The organism is Jatrophihabitans cynanchi, from assembly GCF_027247405.1.
Classification (GTDB): Bacteria; Actinomycetota; Actinomycetes; order Mycobacteriales; family Jatrophihabitantaceae; genus Jatrophihabitans_B; species Jatrophihabitans_B cynanchi.
Genome location: NZ_CP097463.1, coordinates 3,712,492 through 3,737,197, shown reverse-complemented (window position 1 = coordinate 3,737,197; position 24,706 = coordinate 3,712,492). Strand labels below are relative to the sequence as shown.

Annotated in this window: 26 protein-coding genes and 1 tRNA gene; 4 read left to right on the top strand and 23 right to left on the bottom strand. The window is 70.5% G+C overall.

All coding sequences use genetic code 11. The features are described 5' to 3' along the window. Positions 1-97: 97 nt before the first annotated feature. From M6B22_RS18175 to M6B22_RS18150, 6 genes are all read right to left on the bottom strand, one after another. Entirely contained in the window at positions 98-511 is a 414-nt protein-coding gene (locus M6B22_RS18175; protein ID WP_269442987.1) for a DUF5709 domain-containing protein, read from the bottom strand. A gap of 74 nt (positions 512-585) precedes the next feature. Next, on the bottom strand, positions 586-1,173 hold the full coding sequence (locus tag M6B22_RS18170; RefSeq protein WP_269442986.1) for a DinB family protein: 588 nt from the start codon (positions 1,171-1,173) through the stop codon (positions 586-588). Then, positions 1,170-1,892, bottom strand: coding sequence for an oxygen-binding di-iron domain-containing protein (locus M6B22_RS18165; RefSeq protein ID WP_269442985.1), 723 nt, complete (start codon positions 1,890-1,892; stop codon positions 1,170-1,172). Before M6B22_RS18165 ends, M6B22_RS18170 begins: the two co-directional genes overlap by 4 nt. A gap of 53 nt (positions 1,893-1,945) precedes the next feature. Further along, complete coding sequence (locus M6B22_RS18160; RefSeq protein ID WP_269445840.1) at positions 1,946-2,668, bottom strand: maleylpyruvate isomerase family mycothiol-dependent enzyme; 723 nt, start codon at positions 2,666-2,668, stop codon at positions 1,946-1,948. After that, positions 2,610-3,389: a TetR/AcrR family transcriptional regulator gene (locus M6B22_RS18155; protein ID WP_269442984.1), complete on the bottom strand. Its 780-nt coding sequence runs from the start codon at positions 3,387-3,389 to the stop codon at positions 2,610-2,612. Before M6B22_RS18155 ends, M6B22_RS18160 begins: the two co-directional genes overlap by 59 nt. Positions 3,390-3,672: 283 nt before the next feature. Beyond that, a complete protein-coding gene (locus M6B22_RS18150; RefSeq protein WP_269442983.1) occupies positions 3,673-3,963 on the bottom strand; it encodes a hypothetical protein in 291 nt (96 codons plus the stop codon). 250 nt (positions 3,964-4,213) lie between these two features. Here M6B22_RS18150 and M6B22_RS22270 point away from each other — a divergent pair, with 250 nt between their 5' ends. Continuing rightward, positions 4,214-4,693 (top strand): MarR family winged helix-turn-helix transcriptional regulator, encoded by a 480-nt coding sequence (locus M6B22_RS22270; RefSeq protein ID WP_407935544.1) that lies wholly within the window; start codon positions 4,214-4,216, stop codon positions 4,691-4,693. Here M6B22_RS22270 and M6B22_RS18140 read toward each other — a convergent pair. The 3 genes from M6B22_RS18140 to M6B22_RS18130 form a co-directional block, all read right to left on the bottom strand. After that, positions 4,688-5,989, bottom strand: a complete 1,302-nt coding sequence (locus M6B22_RS18140) for an aminotransferase class III-fold pyridoxal phosphate-dependent enzyme (RefSeq protein ID WP_269442981.1) — start codon at positions 5,987-5,989, stop codon at positions 4,688-4,690. The two genes, M6B22_RS22270 and M6B22_RS18140, sit on opposite strands and share 6 nt — an antisense overlap. Next, a complete protein-coding gene (locus M6B22_RS18135) occupies positions 5,986-6,225 on the bottom strand; it encodes a hypothetical protein (protein WP_269442980.1) in 240 nt (79 codons plus the stop codon). Before M6B22_RS18135 ends, M6B22_RS18140 begins: the two co-directional genes overlap by 4 nt. Positions 6,226-6,602: 377 nt before the next feature. Next, positions 6,603-6,678 (bottom strand) — tRNA-Asn (locus M6B22_RS18130). Between the two features lie 110 nt (positions 6,679-6,788). On the opposite strand from M6B22_RS18130, the gene M6B22_RS18125 reads away from it, so the two are divergent. Then, complete coding sequence (locus tag M6B22_RS18125) at positions 6,789-7,022, top strand: hypothetical protein (protein ID WP_269442979.1); 234 nt, start codon at positions 6,789-6,791, stop codon at positions 7,020-7,022. Here the strand turns inward: M6B22_RS18125 and M6B22_RS18120 are convergent. From M6B22_RS18120 to era, 14 genes are all read right to left on the bottom strand, one after another. Continuing rightward, entirely contained in the window at positions 7,010-7,540 is a 531-nt protein-coding gene (locus M6B22_RS18120; protein ID WP_269442978.1) for a hypothetical protein, read from the bottom strand. The genes M6B22_RS18125 and M6B22_RS18120 overlap by 13 nt on opposite strands. Before the next feature lie 4 nt (positions 7,541-7,544). Further along, entirely contained in the window at positions 7,545-9,416 is a 1,872-nt protein-coding gene (gene dnaG / locus M6B22_RS18115) for a DNA primase (protein ID WP_269442977.1), read from the bottom strand. 65 nt (positions 9,417-9,481) lie between these two features. Continuing rightward, positions 9,482-10,735, bottom strand: a complete 1,254-nt coding sequence (locus tag M6B22_RS18110; protein WP_269442976.1) for a deoxyguanosinetriphosphate triphosphohydrolase — start codon at positions 10,733-10,735, stop codon at positions 9,482-9,484. After that, positions 10,732-11,211, bottom strand: coding sequence for a YbjN domain-containing protein (locus M6B22_RS18105; RefSeq protein WP_269442975.1), 480 nt, complete (start codon positions 11,209-11,211; stop codon positions 10,732-10,734). The genes M6B22_RS18110 and M6B22_RS18105 overlap by 4 nt, the downstream gene beginning before the upstream one ends. 38 nt (positions 11,212-11,249) lie before the next feature. Further along, a complete protein-coding gene (gene ppdK, locus M6B22_RS18100) occupies positions 11,250-13,940 on the bottom strand; it encodes a pyruvate, phosphate dikinase (RefSeq protein ID WP_269442974.1) in 2,691 nt (896 codons plus the stop codon). An 86-nt stretch (positions 13,941-14,026) separates the two neighbouring features. Further along, positions 14,027-15,196, bottom strand: a complete 1,170-nt coding sequence (gene dusB, locus M6B22_RS18095) for a tRNA dihydrouridine synthase DusB (protein ID WP_269442973.1) — start codon at positions 15,194-15,196, stop codon at positions 14,027-14,029. 49 nt (positions 15,197-15,245) lie between these two features. Next, complete coding sequence (locus M6B22_RS18090; protein WP_269442972.1) at positions 15,246-16,202, bottom strand: flagellar basal body-associated FliL family protein; 957 nt, start codon at positions 16,200-16,202, stop codon at positions 15,246-15,248. Positions 16,203-16,250: 48 nt separating this feature from the next. Then, on the bottom strand, positions 16,251-17,627 hold the full coding sequence (locus M6B22_RS18085) for a glycine--tRNA ligase (RefSeq protein WP_269442971.1): 1,377 nt from the start codon (positions 17,625-17,627) through the stop codon (positions 16,251-16,253). Next, positions 17,594-18,715 (bottom strand): phosphatase PAP2 family protein, encoded by a 1,122-nt coding sequence (locus M6B22_RS18080; protein ID WP_269442970.1) that lies wholly within the window; start codon positions 18,713-18,715, stop codon positions 17,594-17,596. The genes M6B22_RS18085 and M6B22_RS18080 overlap by 34 nt, the downstream gene beginning before the upstream one ends. After that, complete coding sequence (locus M6B22_RS18075) at positions 18,708-19,049, bottom strand: antibiotic biosynthesis monooxygenase family protein (protein WP_269442969.1); 342 nt, start codon at positions 19,047-19,049, stop codon at positions 18,708-18,710. Before M6B22_RS18075 ends, M6B22_RS18080 begins: the two co-directional genes overlap by 8 nt. Continuing rightward, positions 19,046-19,843 carry an isoprenyl transferase gene (locus M6B22_RS18070; RefSeq protein ID WP_269442968.1) on the bottom strand — a complete coding sequence of 266 codons (798 nt, stop codon included), beginning with the start codon at positions 19,841-19,843 and terminating at the stop codon, positions 19,046-19,048. Before M6B22_RS18070 ends, M6B22_RS18075 begins: the two co-directional genes overlap by 4 nt. Positions 19,844-19,889: 46 nt before the next feature. Next, positions 19,890-20,651 (bottom strand): DNA repair protein RecO, encoded by a 762-nt coding sequence (gene recO, locus M6B22_RS18065; protein WP_269442967.1) that lies wholly within the window; start codon positions 20,649-20,651, stop codon positions 19,890-19,892. A 46-nt stretch (positions 20,652-20,697) separates the two neighbouring features. Then, the gene (locus M6B22_RS18060) at positions 20,698-21,900 is read right to left on the bottom strand and encodes an MFS transporter (protein WP_269442966.1); all 1,203 of its coding nucleotides are present in this window, start codon (positions 21,898-21,900) and stop codon (positions 20,698-20,700) included. 5 nt (positions 21,901-21,905) lie between these two features. After that, positions 21,906-22,793 carry a GTPase Era gene (gene era / locus M6B22_RS18055; protein ID WP_269442965.1) on the bottom strand — a complete coding sequence of 296 codons (888 nt, stop codon included), beginning with the start codon at positions 22,791-22,793 and terminating at the stop codon, positions 21,906-21,908. 75 nt (positions 22,794-22,868) lie between these two features. On the opposite strand from era, the gene M6B22_RS18050 reads away from it, so the two are divergent. Together M6B22_RS18050 and M6B22_RS18045 are read left to right on the top strand one after the other, a co-directional pair. After that, positions 22,869-23,495 carry a hypothetical protein gene (locus M6B22_RS18050; RefSeq protein WP_269442964.1) on the top strand — a complete coding sequence of 209 codons (627 nt, stop codon included), beginning with the start codon at positions 22,869-22,871 and terminating at the stop codon, positions 23,493-23,495. Next, the gene (locus tag M6B22_RS18045) at positions 23,495-24,220 is read left to right on the top strand and encodes an alpha/beta hydrolase family protein (protein ID WP_269442963.1); all 726 of its coding nucleotides are present in this window, start codon (positions 23,495-23,497) and stop codon (positions 24,218-24,220) included. Before M6B22_RS18050 ends, M6B22_RS18045 begins: the two co-directional genes overlap by 1 nt. Positions 24,221-24,706: the final 486 nt, after the last annotated feature.

The following is a 24,706-nucleotide window of genomic DNA, read 5'->3' as shown; positions in this document are numbered from 1 at the left end:
GCGGTGTTCGTCGCCGCCGACAAGCCGGATGGGTCGGCTCTCGTGCGATCACACGAGACGGCCGTTCAGCCGAGCGCGCCGCGGAGCCCGCCGTCGTTCATCGCCCGTCCGGGTCCTCGCGGATGTGCATGGCCGCCTCCTCGGCGCTGGACGCGTAGCCGGCCGGGCCGACGTCCTCGGCGACCTCCTCGGCCTCCTCGTCGATGCCGCTGCCCTCGTCCGGCGCGACCAGCCGGCCTGCCCGCGGGTCGGGCTCGTCATCGACGCCGGTCACCTCCGGCTCTTCCGCGGCAAGCTGCTCGTCCAGCGACGGGCCCTCGCGCTCCTCGGCCGCGGTCAGGCCGTCGCGCAGGTTGTGCGGTTCCCGGTCCGGCGAGCTGTAGCCGGTCTGCATCGGCTCGTCCGGATCGCCGCCGAGCAGCCCGTCGATCGGGTCGACCACGTCGGCCTGCTCGTCGGGGTCCCCGGACTCGTACCCGCTGTCGCCGAACCGCCCGCTGTCATCGCTCATCCGTCCACTCAAGCAAACCGGGCATACCGTGTCGAGTGCGGCGCGGTTGCGCCCCGTGTCCGCTGGCAGGATCGCTACGTCGGCGCACCCGATTCGCGGGCGGTGCGCTCCAGCAGTTCGCGGTAGCTGACCCACCAGTCCGCGTCGCCGGAAGCGAGATTGTCGTTGCCGGCACGCAGGCCGGCCGTACCGTCGATGAGCTCGCGGACGATGTCGGCGTGGCCGGCGTGCCGGTTCGTCTCGGCGATCATGTGCACCAGGATGTGGTGCAGCGTCGTCTCGGCGCGCTCGGGCGGCCACCAGGACACGTGTCCCACGGCGTCCAGGTCGAGCGCGTCGATCGTCGCGTCGGCGTGCGCCCAGGCACGGTGGTAGAGCTCGACGATCTGCTCGCGCGACTCCCCCGCAGTGGCCCACATGTCGGCGTTGGGTTCGGCGCCGTCCTCGACCCAGGGCAGCTCCTCACCGGACGGTCGGCCGAACGTCTCGCCGAAGTAGCCGAACTCCACGCTGGCGAGGTGCTTGACCAGACCGAGCAGATTGGTGCCGGTCGGGGTCATCGGGCGCCGGATGTCGTACTCGCCCAACCCGTCGAGCTTCCACAGCACCGCCTCGCGCGCAGTCCGCAGGTAGCGCTGCAGCGTGGCCTTCGGGTCGGTCATGCCGCCGCCGCGATGCGCCGACGGTACGAATCGGCAAGCGCATGCAGTACGCCGCCGCAGTCCCCGCCGAACGAGGAGCCGTGCATCAAGGCGAGGGTGCGGGGCGCCAACGCAGCCAAGCGCTCCACCGCCGCCGGCGTGCCGGGTGCCAAGCAGGAGTAGCCGAACATGTCCTCAGTCTGCTCCGCCGGGCCGACGATGTCGTGCTCGGTCAGCGCCGGCCCGTTGCCTAGGTGGGTGAACAGGTCACCACACAGCAACGTGCCCGTCGTCTCCTCGTACAGAACCCTCGCGTCCCAGCCGTGCGGGACGTGCGGCGTGTCCAGGTGCCGCACTCGCAGCCGGCCGAGCGTGATCATCTCGCCGTCCGCGAGTGGCTGCGGTGGCCGGTCGCACATCTCGTTGAGCGAGATCTGGCAGCCGGCCGCGCCGTGCGCTACCCGTGCCTGCGGGGCCACGGCGAGAAACTCGTTCATCGCGCCGCACTCGTCGGACTCGACGTGCCCGAAGGTGATCCAACGCAACCGGTCCACCGGTAACACGGTCTCGATGGCCTCGCGTACCGACGGAAACATCGAACGGTGCCCGGTGTGGAACAGCAGCGGATCGTCGTCGGCCAGCAGGAACTGGTTGAAGCTCATCCCGTCCGGACCGACCTGCGCGACGAACGTCGAGATGCGGTAGACGCCGTCGGCGATCTCGGTGACCGTGCTGTCCATCTGGTGTCATTCCCTTCGTCGGCGGTCGACTCGATCGTGCCGACCCGGTTGTGTCAGAACGCCACGCGCGCAGCCAGCAGCGCCGCGCGGGCTGCCTGCTGACCACTCAGGTGCAGTTGCGGTGCCGCGGCGCGACCGGACAGCAGGCGCAGGTACTCCACCGCATCCGTGCGCACCTCGGCGCACGGTTCCCCGGCGCCCAGCAGCCAACTGCCGCCTGCCGGCCCGGTGAGGTCGAGCAGTACCGGCGGGCCGTCCCAGAACCGGCCGAGATCGCGCACCACCTGCTCGACCACCGCGCCGTCGCTGGTGCAGGCTGCGACCTGTCGATCGGTCGCCCGGGCGATGTCGATGCGGTGCATCCAGACGTCCCGGCTGTAGATCACGTCGAACAGGTAGCCGAATGTGGAGCCGGCCGGCAGGTCGTCGCCCGGGACAGCGCGGCGGCGCAGGACCGACGGGGCGCGACGCCGGGCACGAACCGCCTTGGGTGCGAGTCGCTCCAGGTCGGCGAGAATGCGGGCCGGCGGGTAGTCGCGCCGATCCGCGATCTGCGCGGCGTTGAGCCCGTCGACCGTGCCCGCGAGACCGGCCCGCTTGGCCGCGCGCACATGCCGCAGCAGGACCCGAAGATGCGCGCCGGAGTCCATCGCGCCGGTGACGTGAGCCGCGATGTCGTGGACCGTCCAGCTCACGCAGTCGGTGGGGCGCGTCCAGTCAGCCGCGTCGAGTTCGCGCAGCTGCGCCAGGATCGCGGCGTGCTGGGGACCGGCCACCGCGGGTGCTTCGCCCCGGCTGGTCTGCGGCAGTTCGGCCGCACGCGGGATTGCTGCTCGTACGGTCATCGGTTCCTCCTCCGGAGCCGTAGTGCGTCAAGAACATCGAGGTCAGCTGCGGAAGCAGCCTGGTGAAGGTGCCGTCCTCGAAGGCTTCGTGCGGCGCGTTCGACAGTTGCTGGCTGACGACGCCGGAGACGATCACCACCCAGGCGCCGAGTGCTTCGTCGAGGTCGCTAGCCCGATCGAGCACACCGCGGTCCTGCAGCACCGTGAGCACCTGGCGCGCCCGACGCATCGCCTCGACCGCGGGGGCATAGGCCTGCGCCGACGGTTCGAACCCGGGCACCGGTCGCCAGAACATCAGCTGCGCGTACGCGGCGTTCTCGACCGACCAGCGCACGAACGTCTCGGCCACACTCAGTGCTTGGGCCCTCGGCTCGGGCGCCTCGCGCACGCCGGGCAGCTGCGTCGCCATCGTCTGGTTGAGCCTCGTCCACCCTCGCTCGAACAGCGCGTCGTACAGCGCGTTCTTCGAATCGAAGTAGCCGTACAGCGACGGAGGCCGGACACCGATCCGCCGCGCCAGCTCGCCCAGCGTCAGACCGCCTGCGCCTTGCTCGGCCATGATCCCGGCCGCTGCGTCGAGGATCTCCTCGACGGTCTCGAGCCGGCGCCGCCCCCTTCGATCCGTCGCCGCCGCGTCGTCCCCTGCCGCCATCCCAACCTCCGAGGAGGAGGATTACCTAATGGCATTAGGAAGTCAAGGGCCCGAGATCGGCCGCGACGGACAGATGTTGCCCGGCTGATCGGGTTCTGCATGCATTTGTGCCTGCAGAGCCCGATTAGCTTGACTGCAACAACCCGCGCCGAGGCCGCCTCGGCGACCAGGACCGCAGCGACCAGGACCGCAGCGACCAGGACCGCGGCGACGGGGACACGGCGACGCGCTCCTCGTACGCGACCTGCCCTGCGGCGGACGGCCACCGGCAGGGTGCGCACGGTCAACCGAGCTGCGCGAGACCCTTGCGCAGGTCGTCCGAGTTCATGACCGGCGTGAACGTGACCCGCGCGCCGAGGTTCGCGAACGCCGGCTCTGCGATCACCGGGATGTCGGACGCGTCGACCAGATCGAAGAAGATGAACGCGGTGCGGCGACCGGACTCGGTGCTGAAGTAGGCCGCCTCGGCCTTGGTCTTGTCCAGAACCTGCTGCATGATCTTGGGCAGCATGCCGGTTTCGATGGCCTTGTTGCCGGCTTCGGTGTCGAGTTCCAGCTTGAGCATGCAACGCATGACTGCTCCCCTCTGAGCCTGGCGTCGGTCCGGGCACCGCCGGCCAGCAGGCACAGCCCAGTCGCGCTTGCCGCCGACGGTGGCCCACGAACCCCACCTGTCGAGCGGCTCCCCCGAGCGCCGATCCGATGCCGCGCACGCTACCCAGCAGTGCCCTTCCCGCGCGGTCAGGCTAGCGAGATACCTCTCGAAAAACAAGAGAGTCGAGATTCGACTGATCGTAGAGATCGTTCGATAGAGTCGTCTCGCCATGACCACTGCAGCCGAACCGACATCCGATCCCGAACGCGCCGTCGGCGAGTTGCGCGCCCTTCTGCTGGCCGGACAACGATTCCGTCAGGCCGTAGCAGATCATTTCGGGCTCAGTCTCAGCGAGACCGTCGTGCTGGGGCACCTCGCCGACGCCGGCGGCCAGCTGATGCCGAGCGAGCTGACCGAGCGCATGCTCGTCGGCTCCGGCACCCTCACCGCGATCATCGACCGCCTGGCCCATGCCGGCCACGTACAGCGTCGCCCGCACACGCGCGACCGGCGCCGGGTACACGTCGCACTTACCTCCGCCGGGCGTCGGATCGTTCGCTACACCCAACGACATCTCGAACAGGCCGAAGCAGCCGCGCAACAGGTGCCGTCGCCGCCGCTTCGCGCTCTCGCCACGGCGCTGCACACCGAGACCGATCGCATGCTGCATCGCCGGTCGCCCGAGTCCGCCACGTTCCCCGGGTCATGAGGCTGCCTCGCGAAGGAACCGGTCAACGGCCACAGCGAGCCGATCAGCGTCCGCGATCGAGAACGGCAAGGGGGGCTTGATCTTGATGACGTTGTGGTCGGGCCCGTCCGAGGAGATCAGGATTCCCTCTCGCCTGAGCGCGAGCACCATCCGCTCGGCCAGGTCGGTTTCCGGTGAGCGGCGCTCCGGGTCGTCGACCAGCTCGACCCCGATGAACAGCCCAAGTCCGCGCACGTCTCCGATCGATGGGTGGCGCGCCATGAGCTCTGCGAGTGACGCCTTGAGATGCGCACCGACGCGAAGGGCGTGCGCCTGCAGCTGCTCATCTTCGATGACGTCCAATACCGCGAGGCCGGCGGCACACGCGACCGGGCTCCCGCCGAACGTGTTGAAGTACTCCATCCCGTTCGCGAAGGAGTCAGCGATCTCTGGCGTCGTGACGACCGCGCCGAGCGGGTAACTGTTGCCGATAGGTTTGCCGAGGGTGACGATGTCGGGGATCACCTGCTGCGTTTGGAAGGCCCACATGTGGGTGCCCACGCGCCCGAACCCGATCTGGACCTCGTCTGCAACGGTGAGCGCGCCAACCGCACGCGCGCCGCGGTAGACCGCGGCGAGGTAGCCATCCGGTGGAATGATCTGGCCGGCCGTGCCCATCAGCGGTTCGGCGATGAACGCAGCGGCACCGAACTCTGAGACGCCGGCCCGGTCGATTGCGGCGACCGCGTCGGCGGCGTATCGCGCACCAGCATCCGCCCCGCGATGTATCCCACGGAAGGGATCGGGCGTGGCAGCCACCTCGACGAAATCAGGCTTGCCGGCGCCGCCGCGGCCGTTGAACTTGTACGGGCTGATGTCGATCAAACCCGACGTGTTGCCGTGATAGGCACCATCCTGCACGACGATGCCCCTTCGCCGTGTGTGTGTGCGGACCATGCGCAGCGCCAGTTCGTTCGCCTCACTGCCTGAGTTCACGAAGAAGCAGACGCTGAGCGGATCCGGCAGGAGGGCGGTCAACCGTTCGGCGTACTCCACGAGTGGCTCGTAAAGGAATCGGGTGTTCGTGTTGACCAACTTCATCTGCCGGCACACGGCCTCGGTCACTCGTGGATGGCTGTGCCCGACGTGCGGCACGTTGTTCATACAGTCGAGGTACTGGCGCCCGTCAGCGCCGAACAGGTACTGCCCACTGGCTCGTACGACGTGGATCGGGTCGTCGTCATAGAGAACCGACAGGCTGCGCGAGAGGTGGCTCGCCCGTCGCCTGAGCAGGTCTTGGACAGTGTTGCCACTCATCGGGTGTCCTTCGCTAGTCGGGTGAGCAGACGCCACGCGGGGGCCTCGCTGACGCGCAGGTAGGCGTCAGCTGGGCGAAGCGTGCGCTGATGGGCCGAAATGCACACGCTCATGGCGAGTCTGGTCATGATCAGATCCGGCAGTACTGCGATCTCCTCCGGATCCAGCTCCGCGTGCCTTCGGTATCCCGTGCTGATGGAGTTGACGGCCTGCTGGGGTTCGGCAGCGTCGAGCATTCTGCTGCCGCTAAGTGCGGACGACTCGCGGACACGCCGAAGATCGAGGTGTCCGCGATCGGTGAGGATCCCACGGCAGCCGCTCGGCGCTGTACTCGCGGACAGCGAGGGGCATCCACGCCCTCGCCCGAATGTAAGTGTCAGCGACAAGATCGAGTGTTCAGCACGGGACCGGAACCAGTAATCCCGCCGATTACTGGTTCCGAGAGTGCTCCAAGATCGCGAAGTCTGCGGCATACAGCCCAGGACATCGGCCAGTAAGCGCTTACGGCCCGGGTTGAAACGTAAGCCGCTGGAAAACTGCTGCAAAATGACCCATTTCTGGGTCTGTGATGATCTTGCCAAGTGCCTTTAGGGCCCGTATTTGCTGGGCTTCGTGGCTCCCCCGACTGGACTCGAACCAGTAACCCTTCGATTAACAGTCGAATGCTCTGCCAATTGAGCTACGGGGGATCACGCGCGTCGCCCGACCGGGAGCCGGACAACCGCGACAGCCTATCTCAGACCCGGCCCTGGTCGGCACCAGGGTTAGGGTAAGGCCAAGCGACGGTGAGGAGCCGGGGATGAAGCTGGTGTTCGGCATGGCGGTCGGTTACCTGCTCGGGGCGAAGGCCGGCCGCGAGCGGTACGAGGCGATCATCCGCGCCGCGCGGCGCGTCGCGGGAAGCCAGACCGTGCAGTCGACCGCCGGCGTGCTGCGCTCGCAGGTCGACCTGGCCACCCGGCGGGGCAAGCAGCGGATGGCCGACGTGCTGCACACCGGCAGCCCGAACGGGGCCAACGGCTACCAGCGCTGAGCCGCCTGCTCCTGCTCCCACTCGGCCCGCAACCCGGCCAGCCGGGCGGCGACGGCCGAGCGGACCTGGGCGGTGTCCGGCGTCCCCGCCTCCAAGCGAGCCCAGAACCGCAGACCGTCCGCACCTGGGACGCGGCGGCCCACGAATCTGGCGACGCCACCGACGACCGGCGCGACCTCCGAGCGCACCACGTTGCCCTCGACCCGCTTGCGCACGGTCGGGGGCAGGTCACGCGGAACCTGCAGTTTCGCGCTCACGGGCGCCCTGTCTACGAGCAGCAGGTCGTCCAGGACGTCGGCCTCGATCACGCTCAACACACCGTCGCGCCAGACCGCCTTCGACACGTACTGCCAGCCGATCAGCCGCAGCGATCCCTCCTCCGGCCACCAGATCCCACGCGGCGTCGCCAGCACCACCGAGCCTGCCGCGGTGTCCGCCCACGCCACCACCCGCTCGTCGCCCTGAAGCAGCGCGAGAGCCTCGGCCGGTGGCACGTCGCGGCGGTGGAACAGTCCCATCAGGTCACTGACCGCCGATCGCCCGCTCGCGCAGCACCCGGCGGTGGCTCTCCAGGCTGATCAGTTCACCGAACAGGCGAGCGTGCTCCTCGGCGTTCTCGAGCGGGTTGAGCCGCTGCAGCCGCGACTTCAACGCTGCGACCTGACGGGACGCGACGATCTCGTACAGCCGGGCGATCACCGAGTCGGCGTACCGGTCCTGGCCGTCGGCACCGGTGCGCAGCGGCTCGACGGCGAGCGCATGCACGCCGCGGCGCAGCGACTCGTCGGTCATGTGCTGCTCGACCAGGTTCGCCCAGGCGGCCCCGGACACCGCCGACGACGCTCCACCCGCGGCCGCGATCGCGGACCGCAGCGCGCGGTGCGCCGGGTGCAGGAACGCCTCCTCGGCGAGCGCGTCGAACTGTGGCCCGGCGATCGCAGGTAGCTGCAGGGCGATCTTGAGTACCTCGCGCTCGACGCGTACCACCGACTCGTCCAGCCTGGTCTCGGCGCCCTGCTGGGGACGGGCCGGGGCAGGCTGGCCGCGCCGCTCGGTGGCCCGCTCCTGGCCGCGCACCCGCTGCACGACCTGCATCGGGTCGCTGAGCCCGATCAGGCCGGCCAGCCGCCGCGCGTACTCGTCGCGCAGGGCACGGTCCTTGATCCGCGCGACGATCGGAATGCCCTTGTCCAGCGCGGCGACCCGGCCCTCCGCGGTCTCCAGGTCGTGCCGGCCGACCGTCGCGCGCAGCACGAACTCGACGAGCGGGATGCGCCGGGCGACCAGGTCGCGCACCGCGGTGTCGCCCGAGGACATCCGCAGGTCGCACGGGTCCATCCCGTTCGGTTCGATCGCCACGAACGTCTGCGACATGAACTTCTGGTCGTCGGCGAAGGCGCGCTCGGCCGCCTTCATCCCGGCCGCGTCGCCGTCGAAGGTGAAGATCACCTCGCCGGTGAACGCGTCGGAGTCCATCAGCAGCCGGCGGATGAGCTTGACGTGCTCCTCGGCGAAGGCGGTGCCGCAGGTCGCGACGGCCGTGGTGACACCGGCCAGGTGACAGGCCATCACGTCGGTGTAGCCCTCGACGATGACGGCGCGGTGCTGGCGGGCGATGTCCTTCTTGGCCGCCTCGACGCCGTAGAGCAGTTCGCTCTTCTTGTAGATCGGCGTCTCGGGGGTGTTCAGGTACTTGGCCTCGATCTTGTCGTCGTCGAACAGGCGCCGCGCACCGAAGCCGACGACATCGCCGCCGACATCGCGGATCGGCCACAGCAGGCGGCGGTGGAACCGGTCGATGAGGCCGCTGCGCCCGGTCGACTCGCGGGACAGCCCGGCCGTGGTCAGCTCGGCCGGCGTGAACCCCTTTGCCAACAGGTGCTTGGTGAGCGCGTCCCAGCCGGACGGCGCGTAGCCGCACCCGAACCGCACGGCCACCGCCTCGTCGAACCCGCGCCCGGCGAGGAACTCGCGCGCGGTCACCGCTTCCGGCGTGCGCAGCTGCTCGGTGTAGAACGCGGCCGCCGCCGCGTTGGCCGCGATCAGCCTGCTGCGCTGGCCGTGCTGCCGGTTCGGGGCCGAGCTGCCCTCGGCGTAGCGCAGCTGGATGTGGGCGCGCGCCGCCAGCCGCTCGACGGCCTCGGTGAAGTCCAGGTGCTCGACGTTCTGGACGAACCGGAACACGTCCCCGCCCGCGCCGCAGCCGAAGCAGTGGTACAGCGCTCGCGACGGGGTGACGTTGAACGACGGCGACTTCTCGTCGTGGAACGGGCACAGCCCCTTGAGGTTGCCTCCGCCGGCGTTGCGCAGCTGGACGTACTCGCCGATGACGTCCTCGATGGGGGTCTTTTCGCGGACGAGGGCGATGTCCTCGTCCCTGATCCGCCCTGCCACGTCAGCAGTCTAGGCCGCTGCGGGGACGACGCCTGCCGGGCCGTGCCGCACTGTGGACGCGCGGCTCAACGCGGCCGGACGAGGCGCGCGTGCCAGGCGACTGCGGAGGTGTCCGTCAGCTGCGCCACCTGGTCGACGGCGACACGCAGCCGCCCCGCGTCGTCCGGGGCGCGCCGCCACGCCGGCACCAGGCTGGGGTCCAGCGTGCCAGGCGCCCCGTCGAGCACGGCGCCGACCAGCTCGGTGACGATCGCGCGCTGCCACGAGTGGCGGGCGACCGCGGCCGGCCGGCTCATCACGAAGTGGGCCGCCATCGCCTTGAGCAGCGCGCACTCGGCCGCGACCGCCGCCGGCACCACCAGGTTGCCCGCATAGCGGCCCAGTGGCCCGTCGCCGCACGCGGCCCGGGTCGCGACCACGGCAGCGCCGGCGAAGCGCCCGGTCAGCTCGGACGTCGCCCGCTTGGCCGCGGCCTGCGCCTGGTACGAGCCGTCGTAGCCGGCCAGGTCACGCAGCGTGGGCAGGTCCAGCAGCTCGTCCAGCACGGGCGCGAGCTCCTCGGCCGGGCGCTGGGAGTAGTGCCGCGCGGCCACGTGGCACAGCTCGGCGCGGGCGGCCGCGTCGATCGCGGACAGCTCGATCAGCCCGGCGTGCACGCCGTCCTCGACGTCGTGCACCGAGTACGCCACGTCGTCGGCCCAGTCCATCACCTGCGCCTCCAGGCAGCGCCGCTCCCCCGGCGCGTCGACGCGCAGCCAGGCGAACGCGGCCTCGTCGGCCTGATAGGCCCCGAACTTGCGGTCCCCCTCGCGGCGCGGCCACGGGTACTTGCACGCGGCGTCCAGCGCCGCCCGGGTCAGGTTCAGCCCGGCCGGCTCGCCCGCACCGTCGAGCACCTTGGCTTCGAGCCGGGTCAGCACCCGCAGCGTCTGCGCGTTGCCCTCGAAGCCACCGCACGGTGCGGCGAGCGCATCCAGCGCGTCCTCGCCGTTGTGCCCGAACGGCGGGTGGCCGATGTCGTGCGCGAGCCCGGCGGCGTCGACGAGGTCCGGATCGCAGCCGAGCGCGGCGCCGATCTCGCGTGCGATCTGCGCCACCTCCAGCGAGTGGGTCAGCCGGGTGCGCGGGAAGTCGTCCTCGCCGGGCACGACGACCTGGGTCTTGTCGGCGAGCCGGCGGAAGGCGTAGGAGTGCAGCACCCGGGCCCGGTCGCGGGCGAACTCGGTCCGCCCGACCGCGGCCACCTCGGCGCCGGCCCGTTTGGCCGGTTCGGCGACCCGCCGCTCGCGCGCCGCATCGTCGTACCCGAACCCGCTCAAGTCTGTTCGTCGGCCCAGTCGGCGAACCGCAGCAGGGTGTCGATCCACATGCCGACGGTGTACTTCAGCTGCCCGCGGGTGACACCGGATTCGAAGTCGTAGCAGTGCTCGGCGCACACGCCGACCATGCCGTCGTCGGGCAGCACCGTGTAGGCCTTCGGGAACAGCTTGGTGCGGTTCCACTCGTCCAGGATCAGCGCCAGCCCGGCACGCGCCTCGACGGTGAACCGGCGGTTCATGTACATCCGCGCCTGCAGCACCTCGTGCCGCTCGCCGTACAGGAAGAAGTAGACGCTGCACCGTTCCCAGCGCACCACGAGATCGCCGTCGTCGTCGATGGAGTGCTTGAGCCCGAACTCGTCCAGCAACTGTTCGACGAGCGCGATCGAGGGAAGTACGGCCGTGCCGCCGTCCGGTTCGCGGCGCCGCGAGGAGAGCAGGTCCCGGACGTCAGGACGGGGGCGGCGCCAGATCACCCCTCGAACCTACCCGAGACGGGCCAGCGCCCTGACGATCAGCGTGGACCCGTCATCGACCGGCCCGCCTCCAGCCGGGCGACGGGCACGCGGAACGGCGAGCAGGACACGTAGTCGAGCCCGACGCGCTCGAAGAAGTGCACGCTGTCCGGGTCGCCGCCGTGCTCGCCGCAGATGCCGAGCTTGAGGCCCGGGCGGTGTGAGCGGCCCTTCTCGGCGGCGATGCGGACGAGCTCGCCGACGCCCTCGACGTCGAGGGACTCGAACGGGCTGACCCCGAAGATGCCCTTCTCCAGGTAGGCGGAGAAGAACGCGGCCTCGACGTCGTCGCGGGAAAAGCCCCAGGTGGTCTGGGTCAGGTCGTTGGTGCCGAAGGAGAAGAACTCGGCGGCCTCGGCGATCTGGTCGGCGGTCAACGCGGCACGAGGCAGCTCGATCATGGTGCCGACCAGGAACTCCAGGTGCACGCCGGTCTCCGAACGGACGTCGCGGGCGACCTGGATGATGTCCTGCTTGACGGTCTCGAACTCCTGGACGTTGGCTACGAGCGGCACCATGATCTCCACGCGCGGGACGCCGCCGGCCTTGATGCGCTCGGCCGCAGCCTCCAGGATCGCGCGGGACTGCATCTCGAACAGGCCCGGGATGACCACCCCCAGTCGCACGCCGCGCAGGCCGAGCATCGGGTTCTGCTCGTGCAGCCGGTGCACCGCCTGCAGCATGCGCAGGTCGCCCTCGCGCTTCTCGCCACGAGCCTCGGCGACGGCGACGCGCACGGACAGCTCGGTGATGTCGGGCAGGAATTCGTGCAGCGGCGGATCGAGCAGCCGGATCGTCACCGGCAGCCCGTCCATCTGCTCGAGCAGTTCGACGAAGTCGGCGCGCTGCAGCGGGAGCAGCTCGGCGAGCTCGCGCTCCTGCTCCTCGTCGGTGTCGGCCAGGATCAGCTGCTCGACCAGCTGGCGCCGCTCGCCCAGGAACATGTGCTCGGTGCGGCACAGCCCGATGCCCTGCGCCCCGAACCGGCGGGCCCGGGCAGCGTCCTCTGCGGTGTCCGCGTTGGCCCGCACCGACATGCGGCGCCTGCCGTCGGCGTGCTTCATGATCCGGTCCACGGCCTTGACCAGGTCGTCGGCGTCGTCGGCCTCGGGGTCCAGTTCGCCCTCGAAGTAGCGCACGATCGGCGAGGCGACGACCGGCACCTCACCGAGGAACACCTCGCCGGACGTGCCGTCGATCGAGATCACATCGCCCTCGTGCACCTCGATGCCGTGCGGCGCGCGCATGATCCGCTGCTTGGTGTTCACGTCCAGCGACTCGGCGCCGCACACGCAGGTCTTGCCCATCCCGCGCGCGACGACGGCGGCGTGCGAGGTCTTGCCGCCGCGGCTGGTCAAGATGCCGGCTGCCGCGATCATGCCGTTCAGGTCGTCCGGGTTCGTCTCGCGGCGCACCAGGATGACGCTCTCGCCGCTGCGGGACCACTTCACCGCGGTGTACGAGTCGAACACCACCTTGCCTACCGCGGCGCCCGGCGAGGCGTTCATGCCGGTGCCGATCCGCTTGACGTCCGACTTCGCCGACTGCGCGTCGAAGCGGGGGAACATGAGCTGCGCCAACTGCGCGCCGGTGACCCGGTTCACCGCCTCGTCCATGTCGATCAAACCCTGGTCCACCAGCTGCGTCGCGATGCGGAACGCGGCGGCGGCGGTGCGCTTGCCGACCCGGGTCTGCAGCATCCACAGCTTGCCGCGCTCGATGGTGAACTCGATGTCGCACAGGTCCAGGTAGTGCTCCTCCAGCGTCTGCATGATCTGCAGCAGCTCGCCGTAGGAACGCTTGTCGATCTGCTCCAGGTCGGCCAGCGGCACCGTGTTGCGGATGCCGGCCACCACGTCCTCGCCCTGCGCGTTCTGCAGGTAGTCGCCGTAGATGCCCTGCGAACCGGATGCCGGGTCGCGGGTGAACGCGACCCCCGTGCCGGACTCCATGTCGAGGTTGCCGAACACCATCGCCACGATGTTCACCGCGGTGCCCAGATCGGCCGGGATCCGCTCCTGCCGCCGGTAGATCACGGCGCGGTCGGTGTTCCACGACTCGAACACCGCGCGTACCGCCAGGTCCATCTGCTCGCGCGGCTCCTGCGGGAACGGGCGCCCGGCCTGATCGACCACCACCTGCTTGAACGTCTCGACGAGCGCCCGCAGGTCCTCCGCGTCCAGGTCCAGGTCGTTCGTGGCGCCCTTGGCGTCCTTCGCCGCCTCCAGCGCGTCCTCGAAGCGTTCGCCCGAGATGCCCAGCACGGTCTTGCCGAACATCTGGATCAGCCGGCGGTAGGAGTCGAACGCGAACCGCTCGTTGCCGGCCTGCGCGGCGAGCCCGCGCACCGACTGGTCGTTCAGGCCGATGTTCAGGACCGTCTCCATCATCCCGGGCATCGAGAACTTCGCGCCGGAACGCACCGAGACCAGCAGCGGATCGTCCGACTGCCCGAGTTTCTTGCCCATCTTCGCCTCGAGCGCCGCCAGATGCTCGGACACCTCCGCCGACAGCTCCGCCGGCTCGCGGCCGGACTTCAAGTACGCCTGGCACGCCTCGGTGGTGATCGTGAACCCGGGCGGCACCGGCAGCCCCAGATTCGTCATCTCGGCCAGGTTCGCTCCCTTGCCGCCCAGCAAGTCCTTCATGTCCTTGCTGCCCTCGGCGAAGTCGTACACGTACTTGGGCATCTGCGTGCTCCCGTCCTGTGCCGCTGCGTCGAAACAAGCGCCGTCGAACAAAAGCCTAGCTATCCCCGCGCAACGCGCTGACGCGGCTAGCCGCCGCTGTGGTCCAGCTCCGCACCCACCGGGACGGAACGGGAGCCGCGGGATGCGAGCCAGCCCTCGGGCAGCGCGACCGTGCGGGTGCCCGTGGTGCGCCCGCGCGGTCGGCCGAGGACGGCCGGCGGGAACGGCTGGGTCAGGTCCAGCCGGGCGAACAGGTCATCGAGCTCGGCCAGGCTGGACGAGGACGCCATCGCGGTGCGCAGGTCGCTGCCGACCGCGAAGCCCTTGAGGTACCAGGCCACGTGCTTGCGGAAGTCGATGACGCCGCGCGCCTCGTCGCCGAGCCACTGTGCCAGCAGTTCGGCATGCCGGCGCATCGTCCTGACCACTCCGGCCAAATCAGGCATCGCGCGCCCGGGGCTGCCGGTGAACGCGCGCGCCAGATCGGCGAACAGCCACGGCCGGCCCAGGCAACCGCGCCCGACCACGACACCCGCGCAGCCGGTCTCGCGCACCATCCGCAGCGCGTCGTCGGCCTCCCAGATATCGCCGTTGCCGAGCACCGGGATGTCCAGCAGGTCGGCCAGTTCGGCGATCGGGGCCCAGTCCGCCGTCCCGCCGTAGAAGTCGGCCGCGGTCCGCCCGTGCAGCGCCACCTGCTTGACGCCGGCGTCCTGGGCGCGCAGCGCGGCCTCGCGGTAGGTGTGGTGCTCGGCGTCGATGCCGATGCGCATCTTGACCGTGACCGGCACCGCTCCCGCTGCGTTGCGGACCGCCGCGTTCACGATGTCCGCGAACAGCTCGATCCGCCACGGCAACGCCGAGCCGCCGCCCTTGCGGGTGACCTTGGGCACCGGGCAGCCGAAGTTCAGGTCGACGTGGTCGGCCAGGTCGTCCTGGACGATCATGCGCACCGCCGCGCCGACGACGTCCGGGTCGATGCCGTAGAGCTGCACGCTGCGCGGCCACTCGTCCGGCTCGAACCGGATCAGCCGCATCGTCTTCGCGTTGCGCTCCACCAGCGCCCTGGTGGTGATCATCTCGCTGACGAACAGTCCCCCGGCCGCACCCCCGTTCGCCGCCGCCAGCTGCTCGCGGCACAGCCGGCGGAACGCGGTGTTGGTGATCCCGGCCATCGGCGCGAGCACGACCGGCGGATCGGCGGACACGGTCGGCGACAGCACCAGTGGTGCCGTCGCCAACTGTGCCTCGGTCATGCCTTCATGGTGCCAGTGCCACCGTGCCCTTGTTCGCCGGCACGCTCGCTCACTGCGTGGCGATGCCGCAGATCTTCGGGCCGGAGTCGTCCGCGACGAGGAAGACCACGTCGTCTGAGTAGTCCTTGGCGTCGACCTTGTACTTCAGGGTGTACTCCATCGCCAGCCCGCCGGAGGAGTCCGGTGCCGACTGGTGGAAGGTGAAGTCGATGTGGCTGATGCCCGCCGAGAAGACGTCGGTGTGGTTCGCCTGCCACTCGGACATGAAGCTGCCGCAGATCAACGGAACCGCCTCGGTCTTGTCGCCGTCGGCAACCGCCTGCAGGTACGACTTCACCACCGCTCGGGCGGCCTGCTCGTCCGGCGCCGTGCCCGGGTTGGTGTTCCCGGTCGGCAGCGTCGACCCGCTGGGGAAGGAGATGTCCGTCGGAGCGGACGACCCGGACGGGAAGGACGATTCGGTCGGGAACGACGACTCGGTCGGCACCGCGGTGCCGGACGCGTGGGAGGTGGGAGCACCGGTATGCGCGACGGGCTTGGCCTTGCCGCCATCGCCCTTGACCAGGAAGTAGGTCAACAGCCCGCCGCCGACCAGCAGCACGGCCACGATCGCGGCGATGAGCGCGGTGCGGTTGCCGCCCTTGACCGGCGGCTGACCACCCGCACCCGGGTACGCGGCGGGCGGATAGCCGGGCGGTTGACCGCCCGCACCCGGGTAAGCGGCGGGCGGATAGCCGGGCGGTTGCTGGCCGTACCCGGGCTGACCATACGCAGGCTGTTGGCCGTAGCCCGGCTGGCCGTATCCCGGCTGCTGCGGATAGCCGGCCGGCTGTTGCGGAGGCTGCGCCGGCGGCCGGCCGTAGCCCGGCTGCCCATACCCGGGCTGGGCCGGTTGAGGTTGGGTCGGTGGACCGTAGCCGGGCTGCGCCGGCGGCCGGCCGTAGGGCTGCGCTGGATTCTGCTGGTCGCCGCCGTACGGCGGCTCCCCCGATCCGGGGTAGGTCATGTCCGGTCTTCCCTCCGCTGACGACCGGGCCGCCTACGACCGGCCCGGTCAGACACCTGCCAAATTCGTCGCCAAGTATGCCTGCACCTGCTCGAGCGCGATGCGGTTCTGCTGCATCGAATCGCGCTCGCGCACGGTGACCGCACGGTCTTGGAGGGTGTCGAAGTCCACCGTGATACAGAACGGGGTGCCGATCTCGTCCTGGCGCCGGTAGCGCCGGCCGATCGCCTGCGCGTCGTCGAACTCGACGTTCCAGTTCCGGCGCAGTTCGGCGGCCAGATCGCGCGCCACCGGCGAGAGGTCGGCGTTGCGCGAGAGCGGCAGCACCGCGGCCTTGACCGGCGCCAGCCGCTTGTCCAGGCGCAGCACGGTCCGCTTCTCCGGCACGCCCTTCGCGTTCGGCGCCTCGTCCTCGCTGTACGCGTCGAGCAGGAACGCGAGCACCGCCCGGGTCAGACCGGCGGCGGGCTCTATCACGTACGGCGTCCAGCGCTCGTTCTTCTCCTGGTCGAAGTACGTCAGGTCCGTCCCGGAGTGCGCCGAATGCGTCTTGAGGTCGAAGTCGGTGCGGTTCGCGATGCCCTCGAGTTCGGCGAACTCGGTGCCGCCGAAGCCGAAGCGGTACTCGATGTCGACGGTGCGGGTCGAGTAGTGCGACAGCTTCTCCTTCGGGTGCTCGAAGAAGCGCAGGTTCGCCGGGTCGATCCCCAGGTCGGTGTACCAGTCCCAGCGCTGCTGCAGCCAGTACTCGTGCCACTGCGCGTCGGTGCCCGGCTCGACGAAGAACTCCATCTCCATCTGCTCGAACTCGCGGGTCCGGAAGATGAAGTTGCCGGGCGTGATCTCGTTGCGGAAGCTCTTGCCGACCTGGGCGATGCCGAACGGCGGCTTCTTGCGTGCCGTCGTCATGACGTTCAGGAAGTTGACGAAGATGCCCTGCGCCGTCTCCGGGCGCAGGTAATACACGTTCTCCTCCGACTCCACCGGCCCGAGGAACGTCTTGAGCATCATGTTGAAGTCGCGCGGCTCGGTCCATCGCCCACGCGTGCCGCAGTGCGGGCAGGGCACCTCGGCCAGCCCCTCCGGCGCGCGCCCGTGCTTGGCCTCGAAGGCCTCCTCCAACTGGTCGGCCCGGTTGCGCTTGTGGCAGTTGAGGCACTCGACCAGCGGGTCGGTGAACACCTCCAGGTGGCCGGATGCCCGCCACACGTCCGTCGCCAGGATCACGGCCGAATCGATCCCGACGATGTCGTCGCGGCCGGTGACCATGTTCTTCCACCACTGCCGCCGGACGTTCTCCTTGAGCTCGACGCCGAGCGGCCCGTAGTCCCACGCCGATCGCGTGCCGCCGTAGATCTCGCTGGAGGGGAAGACGAACCCGCGCCGCTTGCTCAGGTTGACGACACTGTCGTTTCTGTCGGGCACGAGGACTCCACGCTGCGCTCGGTCGGATCTGGCGGCTCCAGCGTATCGGCCGCCTTGCGTGCCTTTCGCCACCGCTCGAAGCGACTGAACGCGAAGTGCACGCCGAACGCGAGCAGGGCGCCGGCCAGGCAGTCGGCGAGGAAGTGCTCGGCCGAGTAGACCAGGCTGAAGGTCATCACGATCGGGTACGCGACGAGCAGCGGCCGCCACCACTTGTTCACCCGGCCCCACATGAACAGCACGAACAGCATCGTCCCGCCGAGGTGCAGCGACGGGACGGCGGCGACCAGGTCGACCGTGCCCTGGCCCTTGCGCAGCAGCGACTGCGCCACGGTCAGGTGCAGTTCGCTCCAGCCCTTGCCGGACAGCCGCTCCACCCAGGGGTTCGCGCCCGGCCGGACCTCGCTCATCCGGCCCAGGATGCCGCCGCTCGGGACGAACCGGCCGTCCAGTCCGAGGCAGCCGGGGTTGGACGGATGGTCGGCGACCTGGGCGGCGGTGCAGCGCGCGGCGGCCCACGGCGGCGCGGCGGGGATCAGGGCGAACAGCCCGAAGCCGAGGAAGGACAGCGTGACGAACCGGCCCGCCCAGCGATGGAAGTCGGCACGGCCGCGGATCCAGAGCACCCCGGCGGTGACGTACGGGAGCAGGAAGAAGGAGATGTAGCACAGGCACACCACGACGTCCCACCAGCGCACGTCCGGGTACTTCAGCTTCTCCTGCAGCCAGACGGTGGGCTCCCTGCCGAAGGACAGGAACCGGTCGACATCGACCTGCGGATGCCACCAGGTGGGCATGCCGAGCGTGTCGGCGAAACCGCGCAGATAGTCGTAGGCGATAAGCACCGCGGCGAACGGCAGGAAGTCGACGAGCACCGTCCAGAGCGCGCGGCGGCCGATGGTGAACGCGGCCGCGCCGGTGGCCACCCACAGCAGCAGGCCCTCGCGGTCGAACGGGACGCCCTCGTAGTAGCACTCGCGCGCCAGCAGTACCAGCCACAGCGCGCTCGCACCCCAGCGCACCCCCCGCAACACTTCGGTGCGGTAGGCGAGCAGCACCCGCCAGGCGCGCACGGTCGCGTCAGTCATCGCCGGCCGGTTCCCGGTCGCTGGCGCGGGTGATCGCCGCACCGCCGGGCGCGATCTCGAGCAGCGGCTCGAACGAGCTGGGCAGGTCGAGCGCCTCGCCGAGCAGCGGCGCCGCGTGCAGCTTGACCTCGTACGCGCCGAGGGCGCGGCGGTAGGACCCCACGTTCTCCCACTCGGTGATCAGTACCCACTCGCCCGGCCCGTCCGTCGACCGGCCCAGGCTGCCGCGCAGGAAGCCGGGTCGTTGCGCGAGCACGCCGAGCGCGGTGCGGGCGCGCTCGGCGAAGTCGCCGGACTGCTCGCCGCCGGCGGCGAAGTGGGTCACCGAGATCACGGCTGCTGCGCCGTGACGACCGGGGCGGCCACCGGCCCGGCCGCGCCGAAGCGGCGGTCCCGCTGCGCGTAGGACAGGCAGGCGGCCCACAGGTGGGTGCGGTCGAAGTCCGGCCAGGGCGTGTCGATGAAGACCAGTTCCGCATAGGCCGACTGCCAGAGCAGGAAGTTGGACGTGCGCTGCTCACCGGACGTGCGGATGAACAGGTCCACGTCGGGCAGACCCGGCTCGTCGAGGTAGGCGCCGATGGTCCGCTCGTCGATCTTGTTCGCCTTCAGCTTGCCGGCCGCGACGTCACGGGCAATGGCGCGGGTGGCGTCGACGATCTCGGCGCGGCCGCCGTAGTTGACGCAGAACTGCAGGGTGAGCCGGTCGTTGTCGCGGGTGAACTGCTCGGCGTCCTCGAGCTGGTCGATCACGCTGCGCCACAACCGCGGCCGCCGGCCGGCCCAGCGGATCCGAACGCCCAGCGCCGCCAGCTCGTCGCGGCGCCGCCGGATGACGTCCTTGTTGAAGCCCATCAGGAAGCGGACCTCCTCCGGCGAGCGGCGCCAGTTCTCGGTGGAGAACGCGTAGGCCGAGATCGTGCCGACCCCCAGCTCCATCGCCCCGTGCAGGACGTCCATCAGGCTCGCCTCGCCGGCGCGGTGCCCCTCGATGCGGGGCAGGCCGCGCGCGTGCGCCCAGCGTCCGTTTCCGTCCATCACGATCGCGACGTGCTTGGGTACCAGGGCCGCCGGGATCTGCGGCGGCCGGGCTCCGGTGCGGTGCGGCGGCGGATCGGGCCAGGTCACCCGGACACGGTACCCGCGTGGCCCTGAGCCCGCGGCGAGCTCGCGCTCACACGCGGTCGACCAGTGGCAGCGAGCGCAACCCGCGCTCGAGGTGCCACTGCAGGTGCGCCGCGATCAGCCCGCTCGCCTCACGCCGGTGCCCCGCCGCGCTGGCATCGGCCACCGGCCACTCGCCGCCGAGCAGCGCGGTCATCAGCGCCACCGTCTCCCCCGCCGGCCGCGCCGAACCGGGCGGACGGCACCGCTCGCACACCGCTCCGCCGGCGGGCACGTTGAACGCGGCGTGCGGGCCGGGGGCCGAGCAGGTGGCGCACTCGCGCAGCGCCGGCTCCCACCCCGCGTTCGCCATGGCCCGGATCAAGAACGCGTCGAGCACCAGCCCGGCGTCGTGCTCGCGCGCGACCAGCGCCTTGAGCGCGCCGACCAGCAGCAGGTAGAGCCGCAACGCCGGCTCGCCCTCCTCGGTCAGCCGCTCGGCCGTCTCGCAGATGGCCGACACGGCCGTCCAGGCCGGGTAGTCGTTGGCCAGTTGGGCGCCGTACGCGCCGAGCGACTCGGTCTGGGTGACCAGGTCCAGGCCGCGCCTGCCGCCCGCGGGTGCCTGTCCCTCGGGTAGCCGCGAATGCAGTTGGACGTCGATGTGGCTGCCGGGCTCGAGCCGGGCACCGAACTTGGACGAGGTCCGGCGCACCCCCTTGCCCACGGCGCGCACCCGGCCGTGGCGGCGGGTCAGTAGCGTGACGATCCGGTCGGCCTCACCGAGCTTGTGCACCCGCAGGACGACCGCGTCGTCACGGTAGAGCGGCACGGCGCTCTCCGATGGTCGCGGTCATCACCGCCCAATCCTCGCACTGCTATCCGACGGTGACCGGCTCCGACGCGGGCGACAGGCGGCGATACAGCACCAGCGCCAGCGCGGCCATGGCGAGCCCGGCGCCGACGGTGACGGTGAACGCCAGCCGCGCCCCGTGCGCATCGGCGATCGGCCCGACCAGGCTGGAGCCGGCGCCGTAGCCGATGCTCAGCCCGGTGGTCAGCCAGGCCAGCCCCTCGGCGAGCGCGCTGGACGCGACGAGCTGCTCGATCAGCCCGAACGCGGTGATCAACGTCGGCGCGATGCCGAGTCCGACGACGAACGCACACACCGCCAGCACCGGGACGTTCGGGGCGATGAGGAACAGCAACGGCAGCGCGCCGAAGATCAGTGCCTGCAGCCGGAAGCGCACCAGCACCGTCCCGGACCAGTGCCGCGCGCCGTAGCCGAATCCGGCGACGCCACTGCCCGCCGCGAAGCAGGCCAGCAGGATGCCGCTGGCCACCCGGTCGCCGTGCTGGCCGGCGAACGCGACCATGGTCACCTCGGCGCTGGCGAAGATCGCGCCCATCGCCACCGCCGTCAGGGTGAGCAACACCATCCCGCGGGCGAGCAGCGCGGAGGCGCCGCGCGGCGCACCCGCTTCGTGAGCCGGGGGCTCGGTGGCCCGCTGCGGGCGGAGCAGCAACGCGCCGGCGGCGACGAGTGCGCCGCCGACCACGAGCACCAGCACCGGGTCTGCCTGGGTCGCCAGCACGGTCGCGATCAGCGGACCGAGCGTGAACACCACCTCGTCGATGGTCGACTCCACCGAGTACGCGGTGCTCAGCTCCGGACGTCCGGCCAGTACGAAGGACCAGCGGGTGCGGGTCAGCGAGCCCACCGCGAGGTAGGCGAACCCGGCCAGCATCGTCGGGGGGACGTACGTCCACAGCGGGCTGTCGGTCTTGATCAGGACGCCGAGCACGAGCAGTCCGAGAACATGCGCAGCCGTCGCGGGCAGCAGCACCCGGTGCTGGCCCAACCGGTCGACGAGCCGGGCGAGCACCGGATTGCCCACCCCGTTCGCCGCCACGTAGATCCCGGCCAGGGCACCGGCGAACGTGTAGCGGCCGGTCTGCGCGGACACGATCAGCACGAGTCCGACCGGATAGATCGCGTACGGCAGGCGCATGACGAAGCCGGCCGCGCAGAACGCGGCCGAGCCCGGCACGCGGAAGACCGCGCGGTAGGTGTCGAGCACGGTGCCTAGAACCCCAACCGGTCGAGCTTTTTCGGGTCGCGCTGCCAGTCGGCCTCGACGGCGACGTGCAGATCGAGGTGCACCCGGGTGTCCAGCAGTTCGCCGATCCCGGCGCGCGCGGTGGTGCCGATCGCCTTCAGTCGCGAGCCCTTGTGCCCGATCACGATGCCCTTCTGGCTGCTGCGTTCGAGGTGAATGGTCGCGAACACCTCGGTGATCCCGGGGTTGTTCTCGCGCAGGCGGATCTCGTCGATCGTCACCGCAATCGAGTGCGGCAGTTCGTCGCGCACGCCCTCCAGCGCGGCCTCGCGGATGAGCTCGGCGATGCGGGTCTCGGTGTCGTTGTCGGTCTGCACGTCCTCGGGGTACAGCAGCGGACCCTCGGGCAGGTGGCCCACCAACACGTCGGCGAGCACGCCGACCTGCTCCCCCGCGACCGCGGACACCGGGACGATGTCGGCGAACTCGCCCAGCCGGGACACCGCGATGAGCTGCTCGGCGACCTGCTTGCGGCTCGCCGAGTCGGTCTTGGTCACGATCGCCACCACGGGGGCGCGTAACGCCGCAAGTTCGGCCGCGATGAACCGGTCGCCCGGCCCGACCTTCTCGTCGGCGGGCACGCAGAACCCGATCACGTCGACCTCGGCCAGCGTGGTGCGGACGATGTCGTTGAGCCGCTCGCCGAGCAGGGTGCGCGGCCGGTGCAGGCCGGGCGTGTCGACGAGGATCAGCTGGGCGTCCGCACGGGTCACGATGCCGCGCACCGCGTGCCTGGTGGTCTGTGGCTTCGCGCTGGTGATCACGATCTTGCTACCGACCAGGGCGTTCGTCAGCGTCGACTTCCCGGCGTTGGGGCGGCCGACGAAGCAGGCGAAGCCGGAGCGGAAGACCATCACGCCATCCTCCCAGATTCCGGCGATTGCAATACTGGCCGCAGCGGGCACCGGCCCGGGACGACGGGGGGCGACGTGCGACGGGTGCTGCTGATCCTGGCCGCGTGTGCCGCCGCGCCGCTCGCCTCGTGCACGTCCACACCCTCGCGCGCACCGGTCACTCCGGACGTCACCGTCACGCACACCAAGACGGCCACCCGCAGCGTCGCACCGGACCCGCACCCGATCGTCGCCGGCCCGACGACAGCGGCCGGCGCCCGCAGCTGCCCGCTTATGGCCACGCGGACGGCGGCCGACAACGTCGGCATGCGGCTGGCTCGGATCACGGTGCTGCGCAGCGGCGGGACGGTGATCGGTTGCAACTTCTTCGCGCTGCAGGGTTCGCCGCTGGCGACGTCCGAGCACTTGCCCGGTCCGAAGCAGCCGGTGATCTCGATCGTCACGTCGCGGTACGGCACCGATCTCGCCGCGCACAACGCGATGGTGCTGCTCGCGCGTGCGGGAACGTCCGGCTCGCAGGTCCAACTGCACGGCGGCACGGTCGGCGTGGTCTACCGCACGAGCTTCGATCCGCACGATCGCGGGCGCGACTGGGTTTGTGCCTTTACGCGTGGCGCAGGCCTTACGGTGATCAAGACCGTGGTCACGGACACCTCGGTGAACGCGGTGGCGCTGGCCAACGTGCTTCTTCGGGGGCGCTGATGGAGCGGCACAGCTACGGTCCTGACCCCGCGCAGTTCGGCGAGCTCTACCTACCGTCCGCCGAGCGAGCGCTGGGCACGGTCGTGGTGATCCACGGTGGTTTCTGGCGGGCTCGCTACGACTGCTCGCTGGGCCGCCCGCTCGCCGCCGACCTGGCGGCCCGCGGCTACGTCGCGTGGAATCTCGAGTACCGACGGGTGAGTGTCGGTGGCGGCTGGCCTCGCACGCTCGACGACGTCGCCGCCGGGATCGATCATCTGGCCGACCTCGGTGTCGACACCGCTCGGCTGGTCGCGATCGGGCATTCGGCCGGCGGTCACCTCGCCGTCTGGGCTGCCGGACGCAGCCGGCCCCGCGTCGCCTTGACCGGGGTCATCGCGCAGGCCGGGGTGCTCGACCTGGTCACGGCCGCGACGACCGGGGTCGGCCACACGGCGGTGCTGGATCTGCTCGGAGGCCGGCCGGACGAGGTCCCCGACCGGTACGCGGCCGCCGACCCGCTCGGCCGGGTCCCCGTGCCGCCGCGGGTGGTGTGCCTGCACTCGGCCGCCGACGACGAGGTGCCGATCGCGCAGAGCCGGGCCTATGTCGCGGCCGCTGCGGCGGCCGGTGGCGACGCGGTGCTGATCGAGACGGCCGGCGACCACTACACGATGATCGATCCCAGCACCCCGGACTGGGCGCTCGCACTCGGAGCCGTGGCCGAACTTCTGCCGTCCCGCTGACCTGCCACGGATACCCGCGCCGTCGAGTTGCCATACGTACGTATGGACCCGGCGAAACTGCTGCGCCGGGTGGTCGGTCGCTGAGCGGTCGGCGGCACGGACACGTGAAACGAGAGTCCGGCCACGCTGGAAGAAGCGACCGGATGCGCCGTAGTCGGCGTGAGTTGTGGCGATGTCAGGCCGGCCTGGACCAACAGTCGGTCACCAAGCTGGCCAGTCGTCGTCGCGCCATACGGTTGCTGCACGACGGTGCCCCGGAGCGCGGCGCTCCAGAAGGCAGCGCCGCGGTCCAGGTCAGCGACGTCGATGACGAACAATGCGAGCCAACTCCGGTGCGACACCTCGCCCACATTAGGCAGCACGCAGCTGCCCGGGACGCCGCGCGCACGGTTATGCCGATCTACGGGGCACAACGCGGGCGATCTGCGGAACGAAGCAGACGCCCGCTCGTCTGCAGATGCGCGAGGGAGGGATCGTGCCGAGAGG

Bases quoted from the DNA above. Each gene is read 5' to 3' on its own strand.
- M6B22_RS18175 (WP_269442987.1), bottom strand. From the start codon at position 511: ATGAGCGATGACAGCGGGCGGTTCGGCGACAGCGGGTACGAGTCCGGG.
- M6B22_RS18170 (WP_269442986.1), bottom strand. From the start codon at position 1,173: ATGACCGACCCGAAGGCCACGCTGCAGCGCTACCTGCGGACTGCGCGC.
- M6B22_RS18165 (WP_269442985.1), bottom strand. From the start codon at position 1,892: ATGGACAGCACGGTCACCGAGATCGCCGACGGCGTCTACCGCATCTCG.
- M6B22_RS18155 (WP_269442984.1), bottom strand. From the start codon at position 3,389: ATGGCGGCAGGGGACGACGCGGCGGCGACGGATCGAAGGGGGCGGCGC.
- M6B22_RS18150 (WP_269442983.1), bottom strand. From the start codon at position 3,963: ATGCGTTGCATGCTCAAGCTGGAACTCGACACCGAAGCCGGCAACAAG.
- M6B22_RS22270 (WP_407935544.1), top strand. From the start codon at position 4,214: ATGACCACTGCAGCCGAACCGACATCCGATCCCGAACGCGCCGTCGGC.
- M6B22_RS18140 (WP_269442981.1), bottom strand. From the start codon at position 5,989: ATGAGTGGCAACACTGTCCAAGACCTGCTCAGGCGACGGGCGAGCCAC.
- M6B22_RS18135 (WP_269442980.1), bottom strand. From the start codon at position 6,225: ATGCTCGACGCTGCCGAACCCCAGCAGGCCGTCAACTCCATCAGCACG.
- M6B22_RS18125 (WP_269442979.1), top strand. From the start codon at position 6,789: ATGAAGCTGGTGTTCGGCATGGCGGTCGGTTACCTGCTCGGGGCGAAG.
- M6B22_RS18120 (WP_269442978.1), bottom strand. From the start codon at position 7,540: ATGGGACTGTTCCACCGCCGCGACGTGCCACCGGCCGAGGCTCTCGCG.
- ppdK (WP_269442974.1), bottom strand. From the start codon at position 13,940: ATGCCCAAGTACGTGTACGACTTCGCCGAGGGCAGCAAGGACATGAAG.
- dusB (WP_269442973.1), bottom strand. From the start codon at position 15,196: ATGACCGAGGCACAGTTGGCGACGGCACCACTGGTGCTGTCGCCGACC.
- M6B22_RS18090 (WP_269442972.1), bottom strand. From the start codon at position 16,202: ATGACCTACCCCGGATCGGGGGAGCCGCCGTACGGCGGCGACCAGCAG.
- M6B22_RS18080 (WP_269442970.1), bottom strand. From the start codon at position 18,715: ATGACTGACGCGACCGTGCGCGCCTGGCGGGTGCTGCTCGCCTACCGC.
- era (WP_269442965.1), bottom strand. From the start codon at position 22,793: ATGGTCTTCCGCTCCGGCTTCGCCTGCTTCGTCGGCCGCCCCAACGCC.
- M6B22_RS18045 (WP_269442963.1), top strand. From the start codon at position 23,495: ATGGAGCGGCACAGCTACGGTCCTGACCCCGCGCAGTTCGGCGAGCTC.